The following is a 13602-nucleotide window of genomic DNA, read 5'->3' as shown; positions in this document are numbered from 1 at the left end:
GGCTGTACCGATTGGCGGATGCGACTGTGGCTGGGGAAGGGCCTGGTTGCGACCGCCATTGTGCCACCGTTCAAACATCGCAGCAGGGCAGTTACCAAGTGATTACCTGAACTCTCCGGGAGTTCCCGCAGTCGCGTACATTGGCGCATCTTCCGAACGGACCGCCAGATGAACCTGCTGCCCCTACACAAACGCACTTTCATGCTGCTGCTGATTGCGGCAACCATAGGCTTCGGTGCCGTGCTCTGGGAGTTCATGGGGGCCATCTTCTGGGGCGTCGCCCTGGCCATCCTGTTTTCGCCGCTGCACCGGCGCCTGCTGGCGCGCATGCCACGGCGCACCAATCTCGCCGCCCTGTCCACCCTGCTGCTGTGCCTGGTGGTGGCCATCCTGCCGCTGGCGCTGATCGGCGCCTCGCTGGTGCGCGAGGCCTCGTTGATCTATGAGCGCGTCAACAGCGGCAACCTGGATGCAGGCACCTATGTGCAACAGATCATGGACGCCCTGCCCTCCTGGGTCACACCCTGGCTGGAGAGGTTGCACCTGGGTTCGCTGGCCGAGCTGCAGGACAAGCTGTCCAGCATCGCCATGCAGGCCTCCAAGCTGGTCGCCACCAAGGCGCTGGGCATAGGCCAGAACACCTTCGGGTTTCTGGTCGGCTTCTGCGTGATGCTGTACCTGCTGTTCTTCCTGCTGCGTGACGGCCGCGACCTGACACAGCGCATCCGCATGGCCATCCCGCTGCAGTCCGATCACAAGGCCGAGCTGTCGAGCAAGTTCACCACCGTGATCCGCGCCACCGTCAAGGGCAACCTGGCCGTGGCGGCCGCCCAGGGCGCGCTGGGCGGGCTGATCTTCTGGATTCTGGGCATCCAGGGGCCCGTGCTGTGGGGCGTGGTGATGGCGTTCCTGTCGCTGCTGCCCGCCGTGGGCGCCGGCCTGATCTGGGCGCCGGTGGCCATCTACTTCCTGGCCACCGGTGACATGGGCAAGGGCCTGATCCTGATCGCCTACGGCGTGCTGGTGATCGGACTGGTGGACAACGTGCTGCGCCCGCTGCTGGTGGGCAAGGACACCAAGATGCCCGACTACATCGTGCTGATCTCGACACTGGGCGGCATGGCTCTCTTCGGACTGACGGGTTTTGTGATAGGCCCCGTGATCGCGGCGCTGTTCATGGCAATCTGGGACATGTTCACGCGCATGCAGCTGCAGGATGAGGAAAGGCGCCGCCAAATGGCCCAAACGGTGAACCCATCGGTGAACAAGACGGGTTTGGCGCATGCTGAATATCAGACGTCGGATGATCTGGGCCTCAAGCATGCCCCGCGCGATCCAGGCCCGCCGGCACGCTGATCCACCCCGGCCTCCGCTCCCGGGGGAGGCCAAAAACCCCATTCGGCAATTCAATCGACGCAAATGGTTCGCATTCACCCAATAGACTGGATTGATCGACGCCATTCAGTCAGCCAATGAATACCGGATTGATATAAAACAAAATATCCGAAGCCTTCAAACCAGATAATCAATTCAACTGATGAATCAGCCGGACACCGGACCGGCAAGCCCCGCGCAGCAAGGTGCAGCGGGGAGGCCGCGCATGAATGCCGCACAGGCCGACTCGGGATTAAGGGTTATTTCCCGGATTGTTTTCGGGGTGCACTCGTAGAATTTGCTTACAAGCGTCAATTTCTATTAGAAGGTACCCCACATGGTCCAATTCTCCAGACGCCAGTTCATGAAAGTGACTGGTTCGACTCTGGCCGGATCCAGCCTGGCGTTGATGGGCTTCTCGCCCACGGCCGCCCTGGCTGAAGTGCGCCAGTTCAAGCTGGCCGCCACCACGGTCACCCGCCAGACCTGCACCTACTGTTCGGTAGGCTGCGGCATCCTGATGTATTCGCTGAGCGATGGCGTCAAGAACGCCAAGCTGTCGGTGATCCACGTCGAGGGAGATCCCGACCACCCCGTCAACCGCGGAACGCTGTGCCCCAAGGGCGCATCGCTGCTGGACTTCGTCCACAGCCCGCACCGCCTGAAGTATCCCGAGTACCGCGCGCCCGGCTCCACCGAGTGGAAGCGCATGTCCTGGGATGAGGCGCTGACCCGCATCACCAAGCTGCTCAAGGACGACCGCGACGCGAACTTCGTCGAGCAAAACGACAAGGGCCAGACGGTGAACCGCTGGCTGACCACCGGCATGCTGGCCGCCTCGGCCTCCAGCAACGAAGCCGGCTACGTCACACACAAGGTGGCCCGCTCCTGGGGCCTGCTCGCACTCGATAACCAAGCACGTGTCTGACACGGCCCGACGGTGGCAGGTCTTGCCCCGACGTTTGGCCGTGGAGCGATGACGAACCATTGGGTCGACATCAAGAACGCGGACGTTATCCTGATCATGGGCGGCAATGCCGCTGAAGCACATCCCTGCGGTTTCAAGTGGGTGACCGAAGCGAAGGAGCACAACGGTGCGCACTTCATGGTGGTCGATCCGCGCTTCAACCGCTCCGCCTCCGTGGCCGATTTCTACGCCCCCATCCGGTCGGGCTCGGACATCGTGTTCCTGGGTGGCGTGATCAACTATCTGCTGACGAACGACAAGATCCATCACGAGTACGTGAGGAACTACACCGACTTCTCGTACATCGTGAAGGAGGAGTTTGCGTTCGACGAGGGCATCTTCTCGGGCTACGACCCACAGACCCGCAAGTACGACAAGTCCAGCTGGGACTATGAACTCGACGCCGACGGCTACGTGAAGGTGGACGCCAGCCTGCAGCATCCGCGCTGCGTGTACCAATGGCTCAAGCGCCACTACGCCAGCTATACGCCCGAGAAGGTGGAGAGCGCCTGCGGCACGCCCAAGGAAAAATTCCTGCATGTGTGCGAGAAGCTGGCCTCGACGGCAGTGCCGGGCCGCGCCGCAACCATCCTGTACGCACTGGGCTGGACACAGCACACCACGGGTGCGCAGATCCTGCGCACGGGCGCCATGGTGCAGCTTCTGCTGGGCAACATCGGCGTGGCCGGCGGCGGCATGAATGCGCTGCGCGGGCACTCCAACATCCAGGGCCTGACGGACCTGGGGATTCTGTCGGCTTCGCTGCCAGGCTATCTGACGCTGCCCAACGAAGGCGAGCAGGACTACCAGAAGTACATCGACGCGCGCACGCCCAAGGCCATGCGCCCGGGCCAGATGAACTACTGGTCGAACACGCCCAAGTTCCACGTGAGCCTGATGAAGGCCTGGTGGGGACCGGCGGCCACGGCCGAGAACAACTGGGCCTTCAACTACCTGCCCAAGCTGGACAAGCAGTACGACATGCTGCAGGTGTTCGACATGATGGCGCAGGGCAAGATCAACGGCTACATCGCCCAGGGCTTCAACCCGCTGGCGGCTCTTGCGAACAGCAACAATGTGCGCGAAGGCCTCAAGAAGCTGAAGTTCCTGGTGATCATGGACCCGCTGGTCACCGAAACGTCGGAGTTCTGGAAGAACCACGGCGAGTTCAACGACGTAGATTCGGCATCCATCCAGACCGAGGTGTTCCGCCTGCCCACGACCTGCTTTGCCGAGGAAGACGGCGCCGTCGTCAGTTCCTCGCGCGTGCTGCAGTGGCACTGGAAGGCGGCCGAGCCCCCGGGCGAAGCCAAGACCGACATCGCCATCATGTCGGCCCTGCACCTGCGCCTGAAGCAGGCCTACGAGAAGGACGGCGGCAAGTTCCCCGAGCCGATCACCAAGCTGTGGTGGCCGTATGCCCATGCCGATCATCCGACTTCGGAAGAGATCGCCAAGGAGTACAACGGCCGCGCGCTGGTGGACCTGTTCGACCCCAAGGACCCGACCAAGCTCATCCGCAAGGCCGGCGAGCAGCTCGCCGGCTTCGGCGAGATGCGCGACGACGGCACGACGATGGGCGGCTGCTGGATCTGGGCTGGCTGCTGGACCTCGTCCGGCAACCAGATGGCCCGACGCGACAACAGCGACCCTACGGGCATAGGCAATACGCTGAACTGGGCCTGGGCCTGGCCGGCCAACCGCCGCGTGCTCTACAACCGTGCCTCGTGCGACCGCAACGGCCAGCCGTTCAATCCCCAGCGCACGCTGATCCGCTGGAACGGCAAGGCCTGGGGCGGCGCCGACGTGCCCGACATGGGTCCGACCATGCCGCCGGAGACCACCGATCCGTTCATCATGAACCCCGAGGGCGTGGCGCGCTTCTTCGCCCGCAAGGGCATGAACGAGGGACCGTTCCCCACCCACTACGAGGCCTTCGACAACCCGCTGGGATACAACCCCATGTATCCCGACAACAAGCTGGCTGTCATCAACCCGGCCGCCCGCATCTTCGACTCCGCCAAGGATTCGGCAGGCTCGCCCAGCGAGTTCCCGCATGTGGGCACGACGTACCGCCTGACCGAGCACTTCCACTATTGGACCAAGCACGTTCAGTTGAACAACATCGTTCAGCCCGAGCAGTTCGTGGAAATCGGCGAGGCGCTGGCCAAGGAACTGGGCATCGAGACGGGCCAGCATGTGAAGGTCAGCTCCAAGCGCGGCTTCGTCAAGGCCGCCGCCGTGGTGACCAAGCGCATCAAGCCCATGAAGATCGATGGCAAGACCATCCACCACGTGGGCGTGCCCATTCACTGGGGCTTCTCGTCGACGGGCCGCAAGGGCTACATGGCCAACAACCTGACGGCATCGGTGGGCGATGGCAACAGCCTTACCCCGGAATCCAAGACCTTCCTCGTGAAGGTGGAAAAGGTTTAAGGAGCAGCTGATGTCATCAACCATGTCTCTCGATATCAAGCGTCGCTCGGCCACGACGACGCCTGCTCCCAGTGCGCGCGAAACGCACAGCGGTGAGGTGGCCAAGCTCATCGATGTCTCCAAGTGCATCGGGTGCAAGGCCTGCCAGACCGCCTGCATGGAGTGGAACGACCTGCGCGACGAAATCGGCACCTGCGCGGCCGGCGTCTATGACAACCCGACCGATCTGACCGATCAGTCGTGGACCGTCATGCGCTTTACCGAGTACGAGAACGAAGCGACCGGCAACCTGGAGTGGCTGATCCGCAAGGACGGCTGCATGCACTGCGAGGACCCGGGCTGCCTGAAGGCCTGCCCCTCGCCGGGCGCCATCGTGCAGTACAGCAACGGCATCGTGGACTTCCAGCAGGACCAGTGCGTGGGCTGCGGCTACTGCGTCACGGGCTGCCCGTTCAACATCCCGCGCATCTCCAAGAAGGACCACAAGGCCTACAAGTGCACGCTGTGCTCGGACCGCGTGGCCGTCGGCCGGGAGCCTGCCTGTGTCAAGACCTGCCCCACCGGCGCCATCATGTTCGGCACCAAGGAGGCGATGAAGGACCAGGCCGAGCACCGCATCGGCGACCTCAAGCGGCGCGGCTATGCCGAGGCCGGCCTGTATGACCCGCAGGGCGTGGGCGGCACCCATGTGATGTACGTGCTGCATCACGCGGACAAGCCTTCGCTGTACAAGGGCCTGCCCGACGACCCGAAGATCAGCCCCATGGTGTCCCTGTGGAAGGGTGTGGCCAAGCCGCTGGCCATGGCCGCGCTGGGCGCAGCTGCCGTCGGCAGCCTGTTCCACTACATCACCAAGGGCCCGAACGACGTGTCCAAGGAACTGGAAGACGAAATGGACCGCAAGGACCAGGAAGCCGCTGAAAAGGAGGCCCGCCGATGAAACGCAATCCACGTGACCTGGTGCGCTACAACGCATCGGAGCGTGCCAACCACTGGGTGGTCGGCATCTGCTTCATCCTGCTGGCGCTGTCGGGCCTGGCGTTCTTCCACCCGGCCTTCTTCCCGCTCACGCAGCTGTTCGGCGGCGGGCCGTGGACACGCATCCTGCACCCCTACATCGGGGTGGTGATGGCGCTGTTCTTCATCATCATGGCGCTGCGCTTCTGGCGCCTGAACGTGGTCGAGCCGCGCGACATCGAGTGGCTCAAGAACGTCAACAAGATGATCGACGGCGACGACCACGACATGCCCGAGCAGGGCAAGTACAACGGCGGCCAGAAGCTGCTGTTCTGGGGCCTGGTCATCGGCATGCTGGCGATCACCGTGACCGGCGCGCTCATGTGGCGCGCCTGGTGGACGCTGCCCGTCAACGTGGTGCGCGCCGCCTCGGTGGTGCACGCCATTGCGGGCGTGTGGATGATCGGCCTGATCATCATGCACGTGTACGCGGCCATCTGGACCCGGGGCACCATCCGCGCCATGCTGTACGGCACGGTGACACGGGCCTGGGCCAAGCAGCACCACCGGGGGTGGTATCGCAAGATGACCGGTGATAATGACTGACACCCCCTGAGCGGCTTACGCCGCTTCCCCCTCTCTACTCGCTGCGCGAGGGAGGGGGACGGCACCCTCGGTGCGGGACGGCCCTTCCTCGGTGCCCCTCGCCTTGGGCCGCGCCAGTTTTCACAGACATGGCGTCATACTAGGCATCAGCCTGAGCACCCAGCCGCCCAGCGATCCGGGCGGCTGTTTTTTTGGGATTCATTCCAATGCAACGCATTCTTCAACCCGGCGATATCGAGTCGCTGGACCACACCAGTTTTCCGCGCGTGCTGCTGCCGCAGTTGCCGGGGCTGTTCGTCGAGCGGGCGGCGCGGCTGCGGCAGCTGGCCGAGGGCAATCCGATTGCCGACTACCTGCGGTTCGTGGCGCAGATCGTGGACGCGCAAGCCAAGGCGGCCGGGCAACTGACGCTGGCCGAGCCCGATGCGGCGCTGATCGCGCGGGCGCAGGAGCATTCCATGCCGCTGCTGCCTGCCGCCGACCATATCGATGCCGCCTGGCATGGCGTGCTGGACCGCATGCTCGATGCCCTGTCGGGCGCCGATGGCCTGCCAGCGCCGCTGCAGCCGCTGCTGCAGGAGCTGCGCGCGCTGGACACGGCCGGGCGTGACGAGATCGCGCAGCGGCTGCTGCAAAAGGAAGTGGCGGCCCGCCACGTGGGCATGGCGCCCTTTGTGATGGCTGCGCTGCAGGTGGTGTTTGCCACGCGCGCCAGCGGCCTGAACGCACGCGACGTGCCCTATACCGATCCCGCCTCGATCTGTCCCGTCTGCGCCAGCGAGCCCGTGGCCAGCGTGCTGCGCATTGGCGGCAAGGCCGCAGGCCATCGCTACCTGCACTGCGGCACCTGCTGCACGGAGTGGCACATGGTGCGCGTCAAGTGCTCCCACTGCGAGTCGACCAAGGGCGTCGAGTACCAGGGCATCGATGGCGCAGGCGATACCGTGCTGGCCGAGACCTGCGAGGAATGCGGCAGCTACCGCAAGGTGGTCAACCAGGAAAAGGACCCCATGGCCGAGCCCCTGGCCGACGACCTGGCCTCGCTGATGCTGGACCTGCTGATGGGCGAGGAGACGCGCTTTCAGCGCGCCAGCGCCAATCCCCTGCTCTACGTGGCCTTTGCCGAGGAGCAGGACGAGGCCGGCGACGCGCTGATCGACCCCGCCACGCCTGCTGCCTGACCCTTTCGCACACCATGACCGATACCGCCGCCACCTCTGCCGCTTCCTCCACCCCGCCCGCGCTGCGCCTGCCTGCCGTGGACAAGGTGCTGCTGAGCGCCGACATGCTCGCGCTGCGCGAGCGCCACGGCCTTGATGCCTGCACCCAGGCCGTGCGCGAGACACTGGCACAGATGCGGGCCGATGCGCAGGAGCGGCTGCGGTCCGGCGAGCCCGATGCAGGCGCGCCCGGCATCACTGAGGTGATCCAGGCGGCCGGCCTGCGCCTGGCGCGGCGCTTTGCGCCCCGCCTGCGCACGGTCTTCAACCTCACGGGCACGGTGCTGCACACCAACCTGGGCCGCGCCCTGCTGCCGCAGGAGGCCGTGGACGCCGTGGTGGCCGCCATGACGGCGCCGGCCAACCTGGAGTACGACCTGGAGGACGGCGGCCGTGGCGACCGCGACGACCTGATCGAATCCCTGGTCTGCGAACTCACGGGCGCCGAGGCCTGCACCGTGGTCAACAACAACGCCGCCGCCGTGCTGCTGACCCTGGCCACGCTGGCGGCCGGGCGCGAGGTCATCGTCTCGCGCGGCGAGCTGGTGGAGATCGGCGGGGCCTTCCGCATCCCCGACGTGATGACGCGCGCGGGCGCCACCCTGGTCGAGGTGGGCACCACCAACCGCACCCATGCGCGCGACTACGAAGGCGCTGTCGGCGAACACACCGGCCTGCTCATGAAGGTGCATTGCAGCAACTACGCCATCACCGGCTTCACCAAGGCCGTGAGCGACGCGGAGGTGGCATCCATTGCCCACGCGCACGGCCTGCAGATGGTGGTGGACCTGGGCAGCGGCACCCTGGTCGATCTGCGCGAATGGGGCCTGCCCTACGAGGTCACGGTGCGCGAGACCATCGAGTCGGGCGCCGACATCGTCACCTTCAGTGGCGACAAGCTGCTGGGCGGTCCGCAGGCCGGCCTGATCGTGGGCCGCAAGGACCTGATCGCCCGCATCAAGAAACACCCGCTCAAGCGCGCGCTGCGCGTGAGCAAGCTCACCCTGGCCGCGCTGGAGCCCACGCTGCGCCTGTACCTGCACCCAGAAAAGCTGGCCGAGCGCCTGACCACGCTGCGCCTGTTCACGCGCCCCCAGGCCGACATGCAGGCCCGCGCGCAGGCGCTGCAGCCGCTGGTGCAGCAGGCGCTGGGCAGCCGCTATGTGGTGGAAACCGCCGAGATGAACAGCCAGATCGGCAGCGGCGCCCTGCCCGTGGAGAACCTGCCCAGCTGGGGCCTGCGACTGCATCCGGCCGACGGTCGCCAGGCCGGCCGCCAGCTCACCCGGCTTGAAGCGGGCCTGCGCGGCCTGCCCCGCCCCGTCATCGGCCGGCTGCATGACGACGCGCTGTGGCTGGACCTGCGCTGCCTGGAGGCAGCCGACGAGCCGGCCTTCACCGAACAGCTGCCGCTGCTGCACATCGCCTGAGGACGAACGCATGATCATTGGCACCGCCGGCCACATCGACCACGGCAAGACCACCCTGGTGCGCGCGCTCACGGGCGTGGACACCGACCGCCTCAAGGAAGAGAAGGCGCGCGGCATCTCCATCGAGCTGGGCTATGCCTACACGCCGCTGCCCAATGGCGAGGTACTGGGCATCATCGACGTGCCCGGCCACGAAAAATTCGTGCACACCATGGCCGCAGGCGCCGTGGGCATAGACCACGCCCTGCTGGTGGTGGCGGCCGACGACGGCGTCATGCCGCAGACGCGCGAGCACCTGGACATCCTGCAGCTGCTGGGCGTGCGCGAAGGCACCGTGGCCCTGACCAAGGCCGACCGCGCCACGCCCGAGCGCCTGCAGCAGGTGCGTGCCGAGATCGAGTCCCTGCTGGCGCCCACGCCGCTGGCCGGCGCCCCGGTCTTTCCCACCGCCGCCGCCCAGCCCGGTGACGCGGGCGTGGCGCAGCTGCGCGAGCACCTCATGGCGCGTGCCCAGTCCATTCCCGCGCGGGCCAGCGACGGACTGTTCCGCCTGGCCGTGGACCGCAGCTTCACGCTGCCCGGCCAGGGCACCGTGGTCACAGGCACCGTGTTCGGCGGGCAGGTGAAAGTCGGCGACACGCTGGTGCACTCGGCCTCGGGCACCGAGGTGCGCGTGCGCAGCCTGCATGCCCAGAACCAGGCCAGCGAACAGGGCCTGGCCGGACAGCGCTGCGCGCTCAACCTGTCGGGCATTGCCAAGGAAGCCATCACGCGCGGCGACTGGATCGCCGACGCACGGCTGCTGCAGGCCAGCGACCGGATCGACGTGCGCCTGCAACTGCTGGCCGATGCGCCATCACTGGCCCAATGGACGCCTGTGCATGTGCACATCGGCACCGCGCGCTGCACGGCCCACGTGGCCCTGCTGCAGGACCAGCCGCTGGGTCCCGGCGAGCAGGCCATCGTCCAACTGGTGCTGGACATGCCCGTACATGCCCAACCCGGCGACCGGCTCATCGTGCGCAATGCCCAGGCCAGCCGCACGATTGCGGGCGGCAGCGTCATCGACCCCTTTGCTCCCGCACGCAAGCGCCGCAGCCCCGAGCGCACGGCCTATCTGCAGGCGCTGGAATCGCTGATTGCCACCGGGGACGCCAGCGCGCTGGTGCAAGGCGCGGCGCACGGCATTGCCACGTCGCAGCTCATGCGCCTGACAGGCCGCGCATCCGTGACCACGGACAACGGCGGGCACCGGCTGCACCGACTTCCACTGGCCGAGGGCGACACGCTGTTGCTGGGTGACGCACGCTGGACGCAGCTGCGCGGCCAGGTGCTGGACAGCATGGCGCGCTTTCACGAAAAAAACCCCGACGAGCCCGGCGTGAACGCGGCACGCCTGCGCCGCATGGCACTGTCCGGCCTGGTCCATGCAGGACATGACGCGCTGTGGAAAGGCCTGCTGCAAACGCTGCTGCAGGATGGCAGCCTGGCCTCCAGCGGCGCCTGGCTGCACCTGCCCGGCCACAGCGTGCAGCTGTCGGACAGCGAAACACAGATCGCCCAGAAACTGCTGCCGGCCATCGAAGCCGGCCGCTACGACCCGCCCTGGGTGCGCGACCTGGCACGCGACAACGCCATCGGCGAGGAAACCGTGCGCCAGCTGCTGCGCAAACTCGCGCGCCAGGGACTGCTGTTTCAGGTGACCAAGGACCTGTTCTACTCCGCCGCCCGCACGGACGAACTCGCCGCCCTGGTGCGCGAACTGGCCGCCGCCACCCCCAACGGCGAAATCCAGGCCCACGCCTTTCGCGATGCCACAGGCCTGGGCCGCAAGCGCGCCATCCAGATCCTCGAATTCTTCGACCGCATCGGCTACACCCGCCGCCTGCGCGACGCCCACCTGCTGCGCCCCGATGTGCAGTGGACCACTGGCGCCACAGCAAGAATTTGAGGCAAGGGGCCGCTACAATGGCGAGCTTTGCTTCGCTACGGCGCCAGCAACCGGCGCGGCCCAGGGCGAGAGACACCGAGCAAGGGCCGCCCCGCAGCAAGGGTGTCGTCCCCCTCCCCCGCGAAGCGGGTAGAGAGGCGCCGTGCAACGGGGGGAAGCGGCGTAAGCCGCTCAGGGGGAGCTTCAATCCAGAAGGAAAGCATACGCACCCGGTGGTGCGCCCGGGCTTCAAACCCGGTCAGGGGCGTCAGCCGCTCCTGGGTAGGTTCGACTCCTGCTGCTTTCCGCCAATCCCCCGACTCTGATCCCAGCCAGGTTCCGGCTATTGCAAGGGCACGACGATGGCTACGCGGCGGTTCTCCGCCGCATCGCTGGGCACCACGGGCATGGCGCGGCCCAGGCCCTTGACCTCGATATCCTGGCGCGCCAGGCCGGCTTCGGCCAGCACATCGGCCACGGCCTCTGCGCGGCGCAGCGACAGGCGCATGTTGTAGGCATCGCTGCCGCGATCGTCCGTATGGCCTTCCACGCGCAGCCGCTCTATGCCCACGCCCTTGAGCGCCCGCCCCAGTTCCAGCACCTTGGTGCGCGCCTGGGCGCCGACTTCGGCCGAGTCAAAGCCGAACAGCAGCTTGCCCGACATCTGCAGCTCCCAGCCCTGCTCCGCCTGTGCAAAGCCCTGGCTGCGCAGCACTTGCTGCTGCTGCTCGGTCAGGCCCTGCGGCGTAGGCGGCGCCTCGGGCGCCGCCTTGCAGCCCGCCAGCGCAAGGGCCAGCACAGCGGCCGCACCTGCGCCGCACATCCGGGTCCAGCTCCGTCGTTTCAACATGTCATCCTCCTGTGACTCGTTCGGCCTGGCGCATGGCCTTGGCCTGGTACATGGCCTGATCGGCATGGCGCATCAGCGTCTCCATGCTCTGGCCATGCTTGGGAAAAAGGGCCACGCCCGCACTGACCGAAGGCTGCAGCACCACGCCTTCGCTGACCACCAAAGGCTCATGCATGGCGGCCTCTATCTTGTCCCGCACCATCTGCGCATCGCCGCCCCCGCCCACGGGATAGAGCAGGATGGCGAACTCATCGCCGCCCAGCCGCGCGACCAGATCGCTCTCGCGCACCTGCGAGCGCAGTCTTGCGCCTACGGCCTTGAGCAGCACATCGCCCACGGCATGGCCGTACGCGTCGTTGACCTGCTTGAAGCGGTCGTTGTCCAGAAACAGCACGGCCAGCTTCTGCCCGGTTTCGGCCGCATTGTCCAGCGCCTGCTGCAGGCGCTGCTCGAAATGCAGGCGGTTGGCCAGCCCCGTGAGGCTGTCTCGCGAAGCCTGGCGCTCCAGGGCCGAATTTTGCTGCTGCAGCCGCTCGTGGCGTGTCTGCAGCTCGGCCAGCAGGGCATTGAAGTTGTCTCCCAACTCGCGCAGTTCGGCAATGCGCGCCAGCGGCACGCGCTGGTCCATGGACCGGTCATGGCGCACGGCGTGCGCCACGCGCGCCAACTGCTGCAGCGGTTCGGCAATGTCGCGCAGCATGCGGCGCGATTGGCGCAGCCCCACATAGCCGCTCACGCCCACGCACAGCACCAGCACGATGAAGCCTGCGCCCAGAAAGCGGACCAGGCCCACGCCATCGCTGGACAGCTGCACGCTCCCGACCAGGCGGCCATCCTGGCGCACATCGGCCTCGGCGCGCGGCAGGCCTATGCCTATGGCCAGCAGTTCACCCACGCTGGACAGCGCCGAGCCGCCATGGCCCGACCACTGCACGAACGGGCGCTGCTCGGCATCGAAAACCTCGGCATGGGCCACGCCTTCGCCGCGCAGCAATTGGTCCAGCACGCGGGCAGCCTCGTCACGGTCACCGAAGACCAGCGATGCCTCGACCGTATAGGCCAGCGAACGTGCCACCAGATGCAGGTTGTTGGACAGGTAAAGACGCAGGGTGGCCACGCCGACGATGAGCAGCAGCGCGCCCGCCAGCGCAATGGCCACCGCCGCCATGCGCATGTGCGCGCGGCGGATCACGTTGCGCAGGGAGGCGCTGCCGGACAGGAACAACTTCATGGCAACGTCCTGTGGCGCGCAAGCTGCAGCACCTTGGGATTGACGCGCAGGCCGCTGCGTGCCACGGAGTCGAGGCTGACCTCGAAGCCCGCGCCCTCGCCACGGCGGCGCAGGCAGAACATGGCGCCGATGCGGCACAGCTCGCCCCGCTCGCTGATGGTAAGCAGCGGCCGTCCGGCCAGTTGCTCCATGAGCTTGCGCCAGGCCGCTTCATCGAGCTGGCCGGCATAGATGCCTTCGCATTCGGCCAGGATGCGCGCATCGGAAAGCACGACGCGCCGGACTTCCAGCCGCTGGCTGCCCACGGTCTGCGGGGCACCATTGAGCAGGTCATCGGCATATTCGGTGGAGCCCACCACGCACAGCCGCAGCATCGCGCTTTCCGTGGGCCAGCGCGTGTAGCCCAGGATGCCTAAGACTGTGCGTGTCACGCCCAGCTCATGCTCGTCGGCCGATGGTTCGGCATGCGCCTGCCCCACCAGCCCCACCCAACCCGTTTGCAGCGCCAGCAGGCACACGGCCACCCAGGCCCAGGCGGGCGGCAGGCCCTTGATCCTGCCACCCATGCACCACCTGCGGGATGGGAGAAGTGAGCGCTGCG

At 66.6% G+C, this 13602-nt stretch carries 10 protein-coding genes and 1 tRNA gene; 8 read left to right on the top strand and 3 right to left on the bottom strand.

Annotation, left to right across the window (positions count from 1 at the left end; all coding sequences use genetic code 11):
- The first annotated feature begins 168 nt into the window (after positions 1-168).
- From HFGMBDPB_RS15110 to HFGMBDPB_RS15075, 8 genes are all read left to right on the top strand, one after another.
- The gene (locus HFGMBDPB_RS15110) at positions 169-1356 is read left to right on the top strand and encodes an AI-2E family transporter (RefSeq protein ID WP_046985511.1); all 1188 of its coding nucleotides are present in this window, start codon (positions 169-171) and stop codon (positions 1354-1356) included.
- Between the two features lie 355 nt (positions 1357-1711).
- Positions 1712-4777, top strand: coding sequence for a formate dehydrogenase-N subunit alpha (gene fdnG, locus HFGMBDPB_RS15105; protein WP_080650104.1), 3066 nt, complete (start codon positions 1712-1714; stop codon positions 4775-4777).
- Positions 4778-4787: 10 nt separating this feature from the next.
- Positions 4788-5717: a formate dehydrogenase subunit beta gene (gene fdxH, locus HFGMBDPB_RS15100; protein ID WP_012205325.1), complete on the top strand. Its 930-nt coding sequence runs from the start codon at positions 4788-4790 to the stop codon at positions 5715-5717.
- Positions 5714-6340 carry a formate dehydrogenase subunit gamma gene (locus HFGMBDPB_RS15095; RefSeq protein ID WP_012205324.1) on the top strand — a complete coding sequence of 209 codons (627 nt, stop codon included), beginning with the start codon at positions 5714-5716 and terminating at the stop codon, positions 6338-6340. Before fdxH ends, HFGMBDPB_RS15095 begins: the two co-directional genes overlap by 4 nt.
- A 206-nt stretch (positions 6341-6546) precedes the next feature.
- Positions 6547-7521 (top strand): formate dehydrogenase accessory protein FdhE, encoded by a 975-nt coding sequence (gene fdhE / locus HFGMBDPB_RS15090; protein WP_016446852.1) that lies wholly within the window; start codon positions 6547-6549, stop codon positions 7519-7521.
- A 14-nt stretch (positions 7522-7535) separates the two neighbouring features.
- The gene (gene selA / locus HFGMBDPB_RS15085; protein ID WP_126312742.1) at positions 7536-8990 is read left to right on the top strand and encodes an L-seryl-tRNA(Sec) selenium transferase; all 1455 of its coding nucleotides are present in this window, start codon (positions 7536-7538) and stop codon (positions 8988-8990) included.
- Between the two features lie 10 nt (positions 8991-9000).
- On the top strand, positions 9001-10941 hold the full coding sequence (gene selB, locus HFGMBDPB_RS15080) for a selenocysteine-specific translation elongation factor (RefSeq protein WP_212645674.1): 1941 nt from the start codon (positions 9001-9003) through the stop codon (positions 10939-10941).
- A gap of 194 nt (positions 10942-11135) precedes the next feature.
- Positions 11136-11231 (top strand) — tRNA-Sec (locus tag HFGMBDPB_RS15075).
- A 32-nt stretch (positions 11232-11263) separates the two neighbouring features.
- Here HFGMBDPB_RS15075 and yfiB read toward each other — a convergent pair.
- The 3 genes from yfiB to yfiR are packed head-to-tail and all read right to left on the bottom strand — an operon-like array spanning position 11264 to position 13567.
- Entirely contained in the window at positions 11264-11770 is a 507-nt protein-coding gene (gene yfiB, locus HFGMBDPB_RS15070; protein WP_016446849.1) for an outer membrane lipoprotein YfiB, read from the bottom strand.
- Between the two features lies 1 nt (position 11771).
- Positions 11772-13001: a diguanylate cyclase DgcN/YfiN gene (gene dgcN, locus HFGMBDPB_RS15065; protein ID WP_016446848.1), complete on the bottom strand. Its 1230-nt coding sequence runs from the start codon at positions 12999-13001 to the stop codon at positions 11772-11774.
- Positions 12998-13567, bottom strand: coding sequence for a regulatory sequestration protein YfiR (gene yfiR / locus HFGMBDPB_RS15060; protein ID WP_212645673.1), 570 nt, complete (start codon positions 13565-13567; stop codon positions 12998-13000). The genes dgcN and yfiR overlap by 4 nt, the downstream gene beginning before the upstream one ends.
- Positions 13568-13602: the final 35 nt, after the last annotated feature.

The organism is Delftia sp. PE138, assembly GCF_018320755.1.
GTDB classification, from domain to species: domain Bacteria; phylum Pseudomonadota; class Gammaproteobacteria; order Burkholderiales; family Burkholderiaceae_C; genus Comamonas; species Comamonas tsuruhatensis.
This window is presented reverse-complemented; position numbering and strand designations above follow the sequence as displayed.

Excerpts from the sequence above, each read along its gene's own strand:
- HFGMBDPB_RS15110 (WP_046985511.1), top strand. The coding sequence starts at position 169 with ATGAACCTGCTGCCCCTACACAAACGCACTTTCATGCTGCTGCTGATT.
- fdxH (WP_012205325.1), top strand. The coding sequence starts at position 4,788 with ATGTCATCAACCATGTCTCTCGATATCAAGCGTCGCTCGGCCACGACG.
- HFGMBDPB_RS15095 (WP_012205324.1), top strand. The coding sequence starts at position 5,714 with ATGAAACGCAATCCACGTGACCTGGTGCGCTACAACGCATCGGAGCGT.
- fdhE (WP_016446852.1), top strand. The coding sequence starts at position 6,547 with ATGCAACGCATTCTTCAACCCGGCGATATCGAGTCGCTGGACCACACC.
- selA (WP_126312742.1), top strand. The coding sequence starts at position 7,536 with ATGACCGATACCGCCGCCACCTCTGCCGCTTCCTCCACCCCGCCCGCG.
- selB (WP_212645674.1), top strand. The coding sequence starts at position 9,001 with ATGATCATTGGCACCGCCGGCCACATCGACCACGGCAAGACCACCCTG.
- yfiB (WP_016446849.1), bottom strand. The coding sequence starts at position 11,770 with ATGTTGAAACGACGGAGCTGGACCCGGATGTGCGGCGCAGGTGCGGCC.
- dgcN (WP_016446848.1), bottom strand. The coding sequence starts at position 13,001 with ATGAAGTTGTTCCTGTCCGGCAGCGCCTCCCTGCGCAACGTGATCCGC.
- yfiR (WP_212645673.1), bottom strand. The coding sequence starts at position 13,567 with ATGGGTGGCAGGATCAAGGGCCTGCCGCCCGCCTGGGCCTGGGTGGCC.